The following is a 12,726-nucleotide window of genomic DNA, read 5'->3' as shown; positions in this document are numbered from 1 at the left end:
GGGCGCACGGTGCGGTGATCCCGCGCCCCTCCGGGCGAAGCGCGGGCCGCTCAGCCCGCGCGCACGACCAGCGCCGTCGCCACCGCCATGAGTCCCTCGCCCCGGCCGGGGAAACCGAGCCCGTCCGTCGTGGCCCCCGACACCGAGACCGGCGCCCCGGCGGCCTCCGACAGGACCTTCTGGGCCTCCTCCCGGCGCCTGCCGACCTTCGGCCGGTCCCCGACGACCTGCACCGCGACGTTGCCGATCCGGAACCCGGCCTCCCGCACGATCCGCGCGGCCTCGGTCAGCAGCGCCACGCCGGACGCCCCGGACCACTCGGGCCGTCCGGTGCCGAAGTGCTGTCCCAGGTCGCCCAGCCCGGCGGCGGAGAACAGCGCGTTGCAGGCGGCGTGCGCGACGACGTCCGCGTCGGAGTGCCCGGCCAGGCCCGTGCCCTCCCCCTCCCACTTCAGGCCGGCGCACCACAGCTCCCGGCCCTCCTCGAAGGCGTGGATGTCGGTGCCGATGCCGACCTGGGGCAGCGGGTACGCCTCAGAAGCCATCGTTGAGCCTCCTGCGGGCCAGGACCGCCTCCGCGAGGATCAGGTCGAGGGGGCGGGTGACCTTGAAGGCCTCCTCGTGGCCGGGCACGGTGACGACGGGGAGGCCGAGCTGCTCGACCATGCTCGCGTCGTCGGTGACGTTGTCGGTCACCGTCCCGTGCGCGCGCACCAGGGTGGTCCGGTCGAAGCCCTGCGGGGTCTGCACCGCGCGCAGCAGGGACCGGTCCGGGGTGGCGACCACGGGCTCCGGCTCGCCCGGCGCGGCGGCGGGCTCGACCTGCTTGACGGTGTCGGCGAGCGGCAGCGCGGGGACGACGGCGACGGCGCCGTCCCGGACGGCCTCGATGACCGCGTCGACGGTGTCCACGGGGACGAGCGGGCGGGCCGCGTCGTGCACCAGGACGATGTCGTAGCCGGGCGGCAGCGCGTCCAGACCGAGCTTCACGGACTCCTGCCGGCTCTCGCCGCCGGGGACGACGAGGAAGTCGGTGCGGTCGGGCAGGGCGTGCGCGTCGAGCAGCGTCCTGACCTCGGCGGCGCCGTCGGGCGGGGCCACGACGACGACCAGGGAGACGGCGCGGGAGTCGGCCATCGCGCGGATCGCGTGGATGAGCATGGGCGTGCCGCCGAGCGCCCGGAGGGCCTTGGGGGCGCCCGGTCCGAGGCGTACGCCGCGGCCGGCGGCCGGGATCACGGCCGCCGTGCGGGCGGTCGTACGGCCGGGTGCGGGGGCCTGCGAGGACGGGGGGAGCGGATCGTCAGACATCGGTTCCTGTCAGGTTTGTGTGCTCGGCCTACGTGGGTATGGCCTGGGCGTAACCCCTGCTCCCGAAGCGGGGGCAGTGCCGGGCGCGACGCCTTGACCAGCCCCTTCCGTGACTTTGGTCGGGTCGGCCGCCCGGGGCCCGGCACGCCAGGGGCGGGGACGTGAGTGATGACACATTCCCCGGCGCGGCGCAAGCGCAGCGCGGGCACGGTGTCGCGCGGAGTCGGCGAGTCGGTGTCGCACGGAGTCCGGGTGCGAACATGCCGCAGCGCCCGGCGACATCCAGGACGTCATCGGGCACCGCGGCATTTCGATGCGCTGAGCAGTGCTGAGCGAGCGAAGCTCCGCCTCGGTCTCAGGAGGCGAGAACCTCGTCGAGCAGGGCCTCGGCCTTGTCCTCGTTGGTGTTCTCCGCGAGGGCGAGCTCGCTGACCAGAATCTGGCGCGCCTTGGCGAGCATGCGCTTCTCACCGGCGGAGAGTCCGCGCTCGCGCTCGCGACGCCACAGGTCACGCACGACTTCCGCGACCTTGATGACATCGCCCGAGGCGAGCTTCTCCAGGTTTGCCTTGTAACGACGGGACCAGTTCGTGGGCTCCTCGGCGTACGGCGCGCGCAGCACCTCGAAGACCCGGTCCAGCCCGTCCTGACCGACCACATCACGCACGCCGACGAACTCCGCATTGTCCGCTGGCACACGTACCGTCAGGTCACCCTGGGCGACCTTCAGCACCAAGTAGGTCTTGTCCACGCCTTTGATCTGGCGAGTTTCGATAGCCTCGATCAGCGCGGCCCCGTGATGGGGATAGACCACGGTGTCGCCAACCTTGAACGTCATGTGACAGGTACCCCTTCCGTGGCTATCCAGGGTAACACGGATACGGCGTCTTCTGAATGGCGTTTTCGCAGGTCAGGGCCATTCTCGGGGCTTGACAACAGCGACGGGGACGTGCTGCGGACGCTGAGCGGAAGCAGGTATTCGCAGGTGGGAGCGGCTCTCCGGGGCGAGTGAAACGCGCACGTCACACGCATCCGGAGGCGCGCACGAGCGGCCGAACATCCCCATATGTCCGGTTCCAAGCGCTCGAGTTCCGCTACTCCGTTCGGTGCCCGGAGCCGGGTTCCGGCCGAATCCGAAATTGATCACGCGGTGCGGGGATGAGCGGCGCCGTGATCAATTCCCAGGTCGTCCGCGCATTCCTTCACGGAAAATGCGCGGCTCGCGGGGACGGCTATGGCGAAGGCGCCGGCGTGCCACTCCCGGCCCTCTTATGTGAATGGCCGAGGATGCCGGGACGAAAGTGACCCGTGAGTCACTTGTGGCGGGTCGCGCCCCCGGAGGCAGCCGCCTTCCCGGGGAACGGGATGCGCCTCGGGGAGGGTCGGGTGCGGCCGCGCCGGAACGGCTCGGTAACCTAAGGCCGCTGACAGACACTTAAGGCGGCTTTACCGGCCGCCAACGCTCGAGTCAAGGAGTTGCCGCCGCCGTGAGCAGCAGCCTTCGACGCGGCGCCCTCGCCGCCGCCGCCATCGCGTTCTCGATCGCCTCGCTCTCCGCGTGTGGGGCCGGCAACAACGCCCAGACCTTGCAGATCCAGCCGGACAACGCGTCCACCACCGTCGGTGACATCAAGGTCCAGAACGCCGCGATCGTCACCCAGCCCGACCGCGAGTCGACCGGCCCGGCCGTGGTCACCGCCACGCTGTTCAACGAGGGCCGCACCGACCAGACCCTGGAGTCGATCACCCTCCCCGGCACCGGCAAGAGCATCGAGCTCACCCCCGCCGAGGGCGGCAGCCTGACCGTCCCGGCCGGCGGTTCGCTCATCCTCGGCGGCGAGGGCAACGCCTCCGCCGTCCTGCCCAGCAGCCGTGAGGCCGTCCAGGACGGCAACGCGCAGAAGGTCACCTTCACCTTCAGCGAGACCGGTGACGTGAGCCTGCGCGCGCTCGTCTTCCCCGCCGAGCACTTCTTCAGCAGCTGGGGCCCGGCCGAGGCCCCGGCCGCGCCGGGTGCCTCGGCCGAGCCGTCGGCGGAGTCCTCCGACGAGGCCGCCGAGACGCCGGGCGGCACCGAGTCCGACGCGGCCGCCGAGTCCACGGAGTCCGAGGCTCCGGCGGACGGCGCCACGGACGCCCCGTCGGGCACCTCGTCCGACGCGGCCTCCGCGAGCGAGCAGGCCGGCCACTGACCGGTCGTACGACGCACACGCCGAAGGGCGGGACCCCTGCGAGGGGTCCCGCCCTTCGGCGTGCCGGGGACGCGGGCGCTCTCTACGGCTCGAACTCGCAGCCGGGCCCCCGCACCGCCACCGGACGGCGCGGCGCGCCCGGGTCCGGCCCGGGCACCGTCCCCGACGCACCCCTCGCACCGCTGCGCGGGCTTCGGAGCGCTGCGCCGGACTCCGTCCGCCGACTCACCACCAGGCCCGTCTCTACGGCTCGAACTTGTAGCCGAGCCCCCGCACCGTCACCAGGTAGCGCGGCGCGCCCGGGTCCGGCTCGATCTTGGCGCGCAGCCGCTTGACGTGGACGTCGAGGGTCTTGGTGTCCCCGACGTAGTCGGCGCCCCATACGCGGTCGATGAGCTGCATCCGGGTCAGCACCCGCCCGGCGTTGCGCAGCAGCATCTCCAGCAGGTCGAACTCCTTCAGCGGCAGGTCGACCTTGGTGCCGCCGACGGTGACCACGTGCCGGTCGACGTCCATGCGGACCGGACCGGCCTCCAGGGCCGCCGGGGCGACCTCCTCGGGCTCGCCGCGGCGGCGCAGCACCGCGCGGATACGGGCGACCAGCTCGCGCGAGGAGAACGGCTTGGTGACGTAGTCGTCGGCCCCTATCTCCAGGCCGACCACCTTGTCGATCTCGCTGTCCTTGGCGGTCACCATGATGACGGGGACGTTCGAGCGGCCGCGCAGCTGCCGGCACACCTCGGTGCCCGGCAGTCCGGGCAGCATCAGGTCGAGGAGGACGAGGTCGGCGCCGTTGCGCTCGAACTCGTCGAGTCCGTCGGGCCCGGTGGTCGCGACGGCGACCTCGAAGCCCTCCTTGCGGAGCATGTACGACAGGGCGTCGGAGAAGGACTCCTCGTCCTCGACGACGAGCACTCGGGTCACGGAAGGACCTCCGGGGAGGGAAGCGTTTCGTACGCGGATGAATCGGAAGAGTGGGGGGATGAGGGGTGGGACCGCCCGGTCTCGCTGTCGAGGCCGGACTCGTCCCGGTGGGACATCTGATGGGCGCGGTCGCGGGCCGCGCCGGCCTCCGGCAGCCGCAGGGTGAAGGTGGATCCCTGGCCCTCGGCGCTCCACACCGTGACCTCTCCGCCGTGCGAGGCGGCCACGTGCTTCACGATCGCGAGGCCCAGGCCCGTACCGCCGGTGGCACGGGAGCGGGCGGGGTCGACCCGGTAGAAGCGCTCGAAGATGCGCTCCTTGTCCTTGTCGGAGATGCCGATGCCCTGGTCGGTCACCGCTATCTCGATCATGTCACCGCCGGGCTGGGCGACCCTGCGGGCCGCGATGCCGACGCGGGTGCGGGCGGGCGAGTAGTTGACGGCGTTCTCGACGAGGTTGCCGAGCGCGGCGGCGAGCTGGCCGCGGTGACCCCACACGTGCAGGTCCGCCGTGCCGCCGGCGGCCATGGTGATCTCCTTGGTGCCGGCCGCGTGCCGGCACCGGTCGATGGCCTCGGCGACCAGTTCGTCCACGCGGACGGGCTCGGCGTCCTCGAGGGGATCGTCGTTCTGCACCCGGGAGAGGTCGATGAGCTCCTGCACCAGGTTGGTGAGCCGGGTGGCCTCGATCTGCATGCGCCCGGCGAAGCGCTCCACCGCCTCGGGGTCGTCCGAGGCGTCCATGACCGCCTCGGACAGCAGGGAGAGGGCGCCCACCGGGGTCTTGAGCTCATGACTGACGTTGGCGACGAAGTCGCGCCGCACCGCCTCGATGCGACGGGCCTCGGTGAGGTCCTCGACGAGCAGCAGCACGAGCCGGGAGCCGAGCGGCGCCACCCGCGCGGAGACCGCGAGGGCCTCGCCGCGTCCGGTCCCCCGGCGGGCCAGGTCCAGCTCGACCTGGCGTATCTCGCCGTCGCGCCGGGTGTCGCGGGCCATCTGCAGCATGGGCTCCACGGCGAGCTTGCCGCCGCGGACCAGTCCGAGCGCGTACGCGGCGGAGCTGGCCTTGACCACGCCGTCGGCCTCGTCCAGGACGACGGCGGAGGAGCGCAGTACGGACAGGACGGTGTCCACGCCCGGCGGAAGCACCGGGTCGGTGTGCAGGGAGGTGCGGGTGGGACGCCGCTGTTCGCGCTCGCTGAAGCGGACCGCGAGCATGGCGATGACGCCGGTGAGCACCCCGGCGATCGCTGCCACTGCGGCGACCGCCGCGTTCACGTCCATGCATCCAGGTTAGGCATGGCCCGGGCACTGCCCACAGCCGTCGGAGGGCGAGCTCGAACACTCGTCGCCCAGAGTTCACCTTGGAGCCAGGGATGGTTCATTTGGGGTGACGGAACCGGACGCGTAAGGGACGGAACGTGGGAGCGTGGGGTTCGCACCAACGGTCGCGCGGGGTGTGCGACCGCCGGCCGTACGGCGGGGCACCCGGCCCCGGACCCCGCGGGAACCCGGGTCCCTGACCCCCGTAGGAGCAGGAGCCCCGGCCCCTGAGCCCCCGAACAGACGCATGAGAGGAACCCTGATGCGGGACGCGTACCACGAGGAACTGGATTCGATCGGCGACGGTCTGGTGGAGATGGCCCGGCTGGTCGGGTCGGCGATCGGGCGCGCCACGACGGCCATCCTCGACGCCGACCTGAAGCTGGCGGAGAGCGTGATCGAGGCCGACCAGAAGGTCGACGAGCTCCAGCACGACCTGGAGGCCCGGGCCATAGCCCTGCTGGCGCGCCAGCAGCCGGTCGCCACCGACCTGCGCATCGTCGTCACCTCGCTGCGCATGTCGGCCGACCTGGAGCGCTCCGGCGACCTCGCGCAGCACGTGGCGAAGCTCGCCCGGCTGCGCTACCCGGCGCGCGCGGTCCCGCAGGACCTGCACGCCACCATCCTGGAGATGGGCCAGCTCGCGCAGCGCCTGATGGCGAAGGCCGCCGAGGTGATCATCACCAAGGACGTCGACCTGGCGCTCCAGCTGGAGCAGGACGACGACGCGATGGACCTCCTCCACCGCACGCTCTTCCAGCACCTGATCGACGAGCGCTGGAAGCACGGCATCGAGACGGCCGTCGACGTGACCCTGCTGGGCCGCTACTACGAGCGCTTCGCCGACCACGCGGTCTCGGTCGCCAAGCGGGTCGTCTACCTGGTCACCGGCGAGCACGCGGACGAGATCCAGGCGGACCTGCAGACGGAGATCCAGCCGGTGCCGGGGGCCGAGGGGGCCTGACGCGGTGCGCGAGGGGGACCGGCCGGGGCAAGCCGGACCGGGCCGCGGGCGCTCGCGAGCCCCAGTGCGCCGTTGATGCGCCCGGCGGGGCGGGCATCCAATGGGCACAGGCACCAGTCTCGAGGAGGGACCCATGGCCGAATCCCCCGGCACATCGCCCGACCCCACGCAGGAACGCGAGACCGAGCAGCCCGCCCGGATCAGGAACCTGCCCCTGATCGCCGCGTGCGGCTGCGGCTCCGGCTGCGGCTGCGGGTGCCAGTCGGGCAACCCCTGCCAGTGCGGCTGACGCCGTACGCACACGGCGCGGTACGACTGCTCCGTACGGCCCGGAGGCCGGCGCTTCTCAGGAGGCGCCGGCCTCCGGCTTTCCTCCGAGCGCGCCGACCGTCCGGTCCGCGGCCGGCGCCTTCCCGGTCGGGGCTGCTTCGGTCCCGGTCGTCCCGCTCGCCCCGCTCGTCCCGGCCGTTTCGGTCACCTCGACCGTCTCGACCGTCTCGACCGTCTCGGTCGTCTCGGCCGGCAGCCGTCGCATCAGCGCCGCGTAGCCGACTCCGGCCACCGTGCCGACGACGGCGCACAGCCCCCACAGCCACTCGGCCCCGAACCGGTCGATCACGACGCCCGACATCAGCGGGGCGACGAGCGCGGCGACGGCCCAGGACATGGTGTACATCCCCTGGTAGCGCCCGCGCCCGTGCACCGGGGAGAGCCGGACCACGAGACCGGTCTGGGTGGGCGCGTTGACGATCTCGGCGAGGGTCCACACGCAGACGGTGAGGGCGAAGACGCCGACCGACCCGGCGAAGGCGGTGAGGCCGAAGCCGTACCCCGCGAGCAGCGAGGAGATCACCAGCAGCCGCCCGGGATCGCGGTGCTCGATGAACCGGGTGACCGGGATCTGCAGCGCGACGATGAGCACGCCGTTGACCGCGACGGCCATGCCGTAGTCGGCCGGGGTGAACCCCGCCGCGCCCATCGCGACGGGCAGACCGACCGAGCCCTGCTGGAAGATCAGCGCGACGAGGAAGGACAGCCCGACCACGCTCATGAACCGCCCGTCGCGCAGCACGGTCCCCAGCCCCACGGACTCCTCCCGCGCCGCCCCGGCGCTTTGCACGGGCTTCGACTCGGGGAGCTTCACGAAGACGACGACGGCACAGGCCATGGTCATCACGGCCTCGATGAGGAACCCGGCGAGGTAGCTGTGCTCGGCGATGAACCCGGCGGCCATGGAGGAGACGGCGAAACCCAGGTTGATGGCCCAGTAGTTGAGGGAGAAGGCGCGGATGCGGTCCTCGGGCCGCACGATGTCGGCCATCATCGCCTGGACGGCGGGCCGGGAGGCGTTGGAGGCCATGCCGACGAGGAAGGCGACGACGGCGATGGCGACGGGGTCGTGCACGAACCCGAGCAGCGCGACGGACACCGCCGTCGACGCCTGCGCGACCAGCAGCGTGGGCCGCCGCCCGAGCCGGTCGGTCATCACCCCCGCGCCCAGGGACGAGATCACCCCGCCGAGGCCGTGCAGGGCGGCGACGAGACCGGCGTACGTGGCGGAGTAACCGCGGTCGAGGGTCAGGTACAGCGCCATGAAGGTGGCGACGAAGGCGCCGAGCCGGTTGACCAGGGTGCTGGTCCACAGCCACCAGAACGCCGGGGGCAGCCCGGAGACGGTCTCCCGGACCGCGCGTCTTGCACGGGCGACGGATGACATGGAACCAGGACCCCCCGGATGTAAGCGGCTGAAACGGCAAGCACACCTTACGAAGGGATGGTCCCGGCGGACCACTCGATTAACAGATCCCGTCAACCGTCCGACCGATGGGCGCACCGCGCGACGGGTACGGGCCTTCGATTACGCTCGGGCGCATGGCCGACGCACCGTACAAGCTGATCCTCCTCCGCCACGGCGAGAGCGAGTGGAACGAGAAGAACCTGTTCACCGGCTGGGTGGACGTCAACCTCACCCCGAAGGGCGAGAAGGAGGCGACGCGCGGCGGCGAGCTGCTCAAGGAAGCCGGCCTGCTGCCCGACGTGCTCCACACGTCCCTCCAGAAGCGCGCGATCCGCACCGCGCAGCTCGCGCTGGAGGCCGCCGACCGCCTGTGGATCCCGGTGAACCGCAGCTGGCGCCTGAACGAGCGTCACTACGGCGCCCTCCAGGGCAAGGACAAGGCGCAGACCCTCGCGGAGTTCGGCGAGGAGCAGTTCATGCTGTGGCGCCGCTCCTACGACACCCCGCCGCCCCCGCTCGACAACGACGCCGAGTACTCCCAGTTCTCCGACCCGCGCTACGCGACCCTCCCGCCGGAGCTGCGCCCGCAGACGGAGTGCCTGAAGGACGTCGTCGTCCGGATGCTGCCCTACTGGTTCGACAGCATCGTCCCCGACCTCCTGACCGGCCGCGTCGTCCTGGTCGCCGCCCACGGCAACAGCCTGCGCGCCCTGGTCAAGCACCTGGACGGCATCTCGGACGCGGACATCGCGGGCCTGAACATCCCGACGGGCATCCCGCTGGTCTACGAGCTCGACACCGACTTCAAGCCGGTCACCCCGGGCGGCAAGTACCTCGACCCGGAGGCGGCCGCGGCCGCGATCGAGGCGGTCAAGAACCAGGGCAAGAAGAAGTAAGCACCCACGGACAAGCCCCCTACCTGCGGTTTCTCCGCCGGGAGGGGGCTATTCGCTGCCTCCGGGCCGTCTCCGGGCCGTCAGGGTGATGGGGCCGTGCGCTCTCCGGGCTCCGGCTCCTGCCGCCACTCCGCTCTGGCGCCGGCGCTCTGGAGCACGGCGACAGCGGACTGGGCCCCGTACGCGGACAGACCCCCAAGGAGGGTGACGGGCGCTTGGCGCGTTAGGACCCGGCTGTGCCACAAGCTCAGCCCGGTCACCTTCCGCACCGCTCGGATCACATCCGTCTCGCGAGGCCCGCAGTCGATGAGCACCACCTCGTGGGACGGGTCGTCGCAGAGCAGCGTGCAGTACTCGGTGGACTCCTCGTCGGGCATCTCGCCCTCCTGCCTCAGCGAACGGGAGCGTATGCGCCCCCGAAGAGGGCAGCCACGGCTTTTCGGGTGCGCCGGCGGCTGCTCGGCATGGGGTGGGCGTACACCCGCAGAGTCAGGCCGGGGTCGGAATGGCCCAGGTACTCCGCGAGGGCCTTGATGTTCTCCCCCGCGTCCAGGAGCGGTGAAGATGAGCCGCTTGGTCACCGGAAGTCCGTCGGCCACCTTCCACGGCAAGGCGATCTCGACCGGCGAAAACCGCTTCATGTGCGCCCGGAGTGTGTCGGCGACGGGGCCGGGCAGCGGCGCGTCCCGCAGCTTGCCGCCCTTCGGCGGCGCGAACACGGCCTTGCTGCGGCTCAGCCTCAGTTGCTGGACCACGTGGAGCGTGTCCGAGTCGAAGTCGATCGCGTCGACGGCTACGCCCAGGATCTCGCCCTGACGGAGCCCGCAGCCGCCGCCCGGGTCGACCATGGCTTGGCAGCGCTCGGGCATGGCGGTCCGAACGGCGAAGACCCGCTCAGGCGTCCAGGGCACGATGCGCTTGTCGGGGCCGTCGCTGGTGCGGTGGTCACACGGCGCCGTCGACGGCAGCGCTGACGGCAACGATGGTGGACGACAGCGACACTCAACGGCCCGGCACGGTGCCGGCGTAGGCCGATCAGGTCGTCCCGTCAAGGCTCGCCCGCATCTTCTAAGTGCCTGGTTCTGAACTCCTCACCAGCAGGTCAAAGGGTGTCAGTGGTGAGCTGACGCACCCGAGCCGCTACCGGACGAGGTAGCTCTCGATGTGGTCGATCACCGCTGACACGGCCTGCCGGTAGGCGGTGCTCGACCGGCGGACCTGGGACAGCAGCATGCCGCCCTGGATGGCGGCCAGCAGGGCGGTGGCGAGCGCGGCGGTATCGGCGCGCTCGCTCAGCTCGCCGCGTGCCTGCATGCGTGCGAGTCCTGACCTGATGGGGCCTTCCCACCGGTCGAAGGCAGAAGCGAGGCTGGTCCGCGCCGACTGATCGCTGTCGGCGAGTTCGCTGGCGAGCGAGCCGATCTCGCAGCCGCCTTCGCATCCTCTTGCGTCCTGCCGGTTCCCTGCCCTGTCGCACCACTCGCGCAGGGCCTCGATGCTGTCCAGGCTGTCCAGCAGCGGACGCTGCCGGGCGAGCTGGGTGTCCGTCTGATGGTCGATGACCGCCAGGACCAAGCCCTGCTTGTCGCCGAAGTAGTGGTAGATCTGCGACGCGCTGACCCCGGCGGCCGCCTGGATGTCCGGGATGCTCGTGCCTCTCACGCCGTGGTGGAACATCAGTTCCGCAGCGGTCTCGATGATGCGTTCGCGGGTCTTGCGGCCGCCCTTGGTGAGCCGCTGCCCCTTCGACTCTTCGGCCTTCGCTGGTGCGCTCATATGCCTACGCTACCCAAGTTGGAATTGACATTCCAATTATGCTCCACCGATGATCCTGGAAAGGTCATTCCATACCGGATGGCCGCCTCTTCAGACAGGTGAGCGCATGTCCCTCGACACCCAGATCGAGACCCTGCTCAAGAAAGTGGCCGCACAAGGCGGACCAGCCCCCGAGACCCTGACGGTGGCGGAGAACCGCGCGTTCGGGCGCGCCTTCGGCGCCCTGGCCGGCGCTCCCGTACCGGTCGCCGACGTCCGGGACACCACGGCCGCTGCCGAAGGCCGCGACATACCCGTCCGTATCTACCGGCCCCTCACCGAGCCGGATGCCGGGCCGCTGCCCGTGACGCTCTTCTTCCACGGCGGCGGGTGGGTTTTCGGCGACCTGGACACCCAGGACAACATGGCCCGCATCGTGACCAGCCGCTCCGGCACGGTCGTGGTCTCCGTCGACTACCGGCTGGCACCCGAGCACCGCTTCCCGGCCGCGGTCGACGACGCCTACGCCGCGCTGACCTGGGTCGCGGACAACGCCCCGGGCTTCGGGGGCGACGGAGAGCGCATCGCCGTGTTCGGCGAGAGCGCCGGCGGCAACCTTGCTGCGGTTCTCGCACAGGAATCCCTGCGCCGCGGGGGACCTCGCATCACGCTCCAGGTGCTCGCCTACCCGGCGGTCGACCGGTTCGACGACAGCCCCTCGATGTACGAGAACATGACGGGCCCGGTCCTCTCCCGTTCCTACCTCGAGTGGTTCTGGGGCGCCTACCTCAGCACCCCGGACCAGGGCGCCGACCCGCGGGTCTCGCCGGCGCGCTCCGACGACCTGGCCGGACTTGCCCCCGCCGTCATCGTCACCGCCGAGAACGACCCCCTGCGCGACCAGGGCGACCGCTATGCCCGCAAGCTGGCCGACTCCGGCGTGCCGGTCCAGCACCTCCCGGTCGAGGGAGCCATTCACGGCTTCCTCTCGTTCACCGGCTCGGTGCAGCTCTCGCGGGACGTACTGAACCAGCTCTCGGACGCCGTGGCCGCAGTCTTCAACTGACTTGGCCTTGCACGGCCTCGCCAGTCGCCGATCCTCTTGCGCACGCAAGCAGGACAGCGACCACCACTGTGCCGACCCTCGCTATGGAGCGGCCGGTCCGGGGCTGCTCGGACCGGCTGCTTCGTCTGCGACAGCTCGTGGCCATCCCGACCGATGAGCCGTTCGGCAACCGGCCACGGCAACTGTTCACCGAGCGGCAGTCCCTCACGCCCGGAGAGCCGAAACGGACCCCGACCAGCCAGAAGGAGGTTCAGGAACAACACTGAGCACCGGGCTCCACGATGCCGCAATTTGAGGACGAGCACCTGCTGGATGCGTCGCCGCCGCAAGAGAACGTGCAGGACTCGTTCGGCTCGCTGAGCGCGCTTCTCGTCGGACAAGAGGACGGCAAGCACGGCGATGAACGTCACCAGGAGAGAGCGGACGAGGATCCCCACCACGGGACCGACCCAGAGCCAGGTAGACATGGACAGCTCCTCAGCGAGAAGTTGTCCCGCTAGCTACGGCGCACCTGTCCGAATCCGGTTTCGTAGCGCTACGGGATGACCTGTACCG

General features: G+C 71.1%; 13 protein-coding genes and 1 pseudogene. 5 read left to right on the top strand and 9 right to left on the bottom strand.

The window, feature by feature from the left end; all coding sequences use genetic code 11:
* Positions 1 to 50: 50 nt before the first annotated feature.
* The 3 genes from ispF to RIM90_RS12740 form a co-directional block, all read right to left on the bottom strand.
* A complete protein-coding gene (gene ispF, locus RIM90_RS12750) occupies positions 51 to 545 on the bottom strand; it encodes a 2-C-methyl-D-erythritol 2,4-cyclodiphosphate synthase (protein WP_309060772.1) in 495 nt (164 codons plus the stop codon).
* Positions 535 to 1,311, bottom strand: a complete 777-nt coding sequence (ispD, locus tag RIM90_RS12745) for a 2-C-methyl-D-erythritol 4-phosphate cytidylyltransferase (RefSeq protein ID WP_309060771.1) — start codon at positions 1,309 to 1,311, stop codon at positions 535 to 537. Before ispD ends, ispF begins: the two co-directional genes overlap by 11 nt.
* A gap of 355 nt (positions 1,312 to 1,666) precedes the next feature.
* A complete protein-coding gene (locus RIM90_RS12740) occupies positions 1,667 to 2,149 on the bottom strand; it encodes a CarD family transcriptional regulator (protein WP_003953493.1) in 483 nt (160 codons plus the stop codon).
* Positions 2,150 to 2,798: 649 nt separating this feature from the next.
* Here RIM90_RS12740 and RIM90_RS12735 point away from each other — a divergent pair.
* Positions 2,799 to 3,503 (top strand): DUF461 domain-containing protein, encoded by a 705-nt coding sequence (locus RIM90_RS12735; RefSeq protein WP_309060770.1) that lies wholly within the window; start codon positions 2,799 to 2,801, stop codon positions 3,501 to 3,503.
* Between the two features lie 243 nt (positions 3,504 to 3,746).
* On the opposite strand, the gene RIM90_RS12730 is transcribed toward RIM90_RS12735, so the two are convergent.
* Both RIM90_RS12730 and RIM90_RS12725 read right to left on the bottom strand, forming a co-directional pair.
* Positions 3,747 to 4,427, bottom strand: a complete 681-nt coding sequence (locus RIM90_RS12730) for a response regulator transcription factor (RefSeq protein WP_030829297.1) — start codon at positions 4,425 to 4,427, stop codon at positions 3,747 to 3,749.
* Positions 4,424 to 5,713 carry an ATP-binding protein gene (locus RIM90_RS12725; protein ID WP_309060769.1) on the bottom strand — a complete coding sequence of 430 codons (1,290 nt, stop codon included), beginning with the start codon at positions 5,711 to 5,713 and terminating at the stop codon, positions 4,424 to 4,426. Before RIM90_RS12725 ends, RIM90_RS12730 begins: the two co-directional genes overlap by 4 nt.
* A gap of 301 nt (positions 5,714 to 6,014) precedes the next feature.
* Here RIM90_RS12725 and phoU point away from each other — a divergent pair, with 301 nt between their 5' ends.
* Both phoU and RIM90_RS12715 read left to right on the top strand, forming a co-directional pair.
* Entirely contained in the window at positions 6,015 to 6,716 is a 702-nt protein-coding gene (phoU, locus tag RIM90_RS12720) for a phosphate signaling complex protein PhoU (RefSeq protein WP_309060781.1), read from the top strand.
* 133 nt (positions 6,717 to 6,849) lie between these two features.
* On the top strand, positions 6,850 to 7,005 hold the full coding sequence (locus RIM90_RS12715; RefSeq protein WP_309060768.1) for a hypothetical protein: 156 nt from the start codon (positions 6,850 to 6,852) through the stop codon (positions 7,003 to 7,005).
* Positions 7,006 to 7,062: 57 nt separating this feature from the next.
* On the opposite strand, the gene RIM90_RS12710 is transcribed toward RIM90_RS12715, so the two are convergent.
* Positions 7,063 to 8,433 (bottom strand): MFS transporter, encoded by a 1,371-nt coding sequence (locus tag RIM90_RS12710; protein WP_309060767.1) that lies wholly within the window; start codon positions 8,431 to 8,433, stop codon positions 7,063 to 7,065.
* A gap of 155 nt (positions 8,434 to 8,588) precedes the next feature.
* Here RIM90_RS12710 and RIM90_RS12705 point away from each other — a divergent pair, with 155 nt between their 5' ends.
* Positions 8,589 to 9,350, top strand: a complete 762-nt coding sequence (locus RIM90_RS12705; protein WP_309060766.1) for a phosphoglyceromutase — start codon at positions 8,589 to 8,591, stop codon at positions 9,348 to 9,350.
* Positions 9,351 to 9,430: 80 nt separating this feature from the next.
* Here the strand turns inward: RIM90_RS12705 and RIM90_RS12700 are convergent, their stop codons facing one another.
* From RIM90_RS12700 to RIM90_RS12690, 3 genes and pseudogenes are all read right to left on the bottom strand, one after another.
* Positions 9,431 to 9,727 (bottom strand): ribosomal protein L7/L12, encoded by a 297-nt coding sequence (locus RIM90_RS12700; RefSeq protein ID WP_309060765.1) that lies wholly within the window; start codon positions 9,725 to 9,727, stop codon positions 9,431 to 9,433.
* Positions 9,728 to 9,741: 14 nt separating this feature from the next.
* Positions 9,742 to 10,303 (bottom strand): annotated as a pseudogene (locus RIM90_RS12695) (site-specific integrase); the annotation flags it as partial.
* Between the two features lie 187 nt (positions 10,304 to 10,490).
* A complete protein-coding gene (locus tag RIM90_RS12690; RefSeq protein ID WP_309060764.1) occupies positions 10,491 to 11,126 on the bottom strand; it encodes a TetR/AcrR family transcriptional regulator in 636 nt (211 codons plus the stop codon).
* 106 nt (positions 11,127 to 11,232) lie between these two features.
* Here RIM90_RS12690 and RIM90_RS12685 point away from each other — a divergent pair, with 106 nt between their 5' ends.
* Complete coding sequence (locus RIM90_RS12685; RefSeq protein ID WP_309060763.1) at positions 11,233 to 12,171, top strand: alpha/beta hydrolase; 939 nt, start codon at positions 11,233 to 11,235, stop codon at positions 12,169 to 12,171.
* The last annotated feature ends 555 nt before the right edge of the window (positions 12,172 to 12,726 follow it).

Origin of the sequence: Streptomyces sp. (assembly GCF_031181555.1) — a bacterium.
Classification (GTDB): Bacteria; Actinomycetota; Actinomycetes; order Streptomycetales; family Streptomycetaceae; genus Streptomyces; species Streptomyces fimbriatus.
This window is presented reverse-complemented; position numbering and strand designations above follow the sequence as displayed.

What these genes read in the sequence shown, in the direction of transcription:
- RIM90_RS12700 (WP_309060765.1), bottom strand. Translation starts at nt 9,727, where the DNA reads ATGCCCGACGAGGAGTCCACCGAGTACTGCACGCTGCTCTGCGACGAC.
- RIM90_RS12690 (WP_309060764.1), bottom strand. Translation starts at nt 11,126, where the DNA reads ATGAGCGCACCAGCGAAGGCCGAAGAGTCGAAGGGGCAGCGGCTCACC.
- RIM90_RS12740 (WP_003953493.1), bottom strand. Translation starts at nt 2,149, where the DNA reads ATGACGTTCAAGGTTGGCGACACCGTGGTCTATCCCCATCACGGGGCC.
- ispF (WP_309060772.1), bottom strand. Translation starts at nt 545, where the DNA reads ATGGCTTCTGAGGCGTACCCGCTGCCCCAGGTCGGCATCGGCACCGAC.
- RIM90_RS12710 (WP_309060767.1), bottom strand. Translation starts at nt 8,433, where the DNA reads ATGTCATCCGTCGCCCGTGCAAGACGCGCGGTCCGGGAGACCGTCTCC.
- ispD (WP_309060771.1), bottom strand. Translation starts at nt 1,311, where the DNA reads ATGTCTGACGATCCGCTCCCCCCGTCCTCGCAGGCCCCCGCACCCGGC.
- RIM90_RS12725 (WP_309060769.1), bottom strand. Translation starts at nt 5,713, where the DNA reads ATGGACGTGAACGCGGCGGTCGCCGCAGTGGCAGCGATCGCCGGGGTG.
- phoU (WP_309060781.1), top strand. Translation starts at nt 6,015, where the DNA reads ATGCGGGACGCGTACCACGAGGAACTGGATTCGATCGGCGACGGTCTG.
- RIM90_RS12685 (WP_309060763.1), top strand. Translation starts at nt 11,233, where the DNA reads ATGTCCCTCGACACCCAGATCGAGACCCTGCTCAAGAAAGTGGCCGCA.
- RIM90_RS12715 (WP_309060768.1), top strand. Translation starts at nt 6,850, where the DNA reads ATGGCCGAATCCCCCGGCACATCGCCCGACCCCACGCAGGAACGCGAG.
- RIM90_RS12705 (WP_309060766.1), top strand. Translation starts at nt 8,589, where the DNA reads ATGGCCGACGCACCGTACAAGCTGATCCTCCTCCGCCACGGCGAGAGC.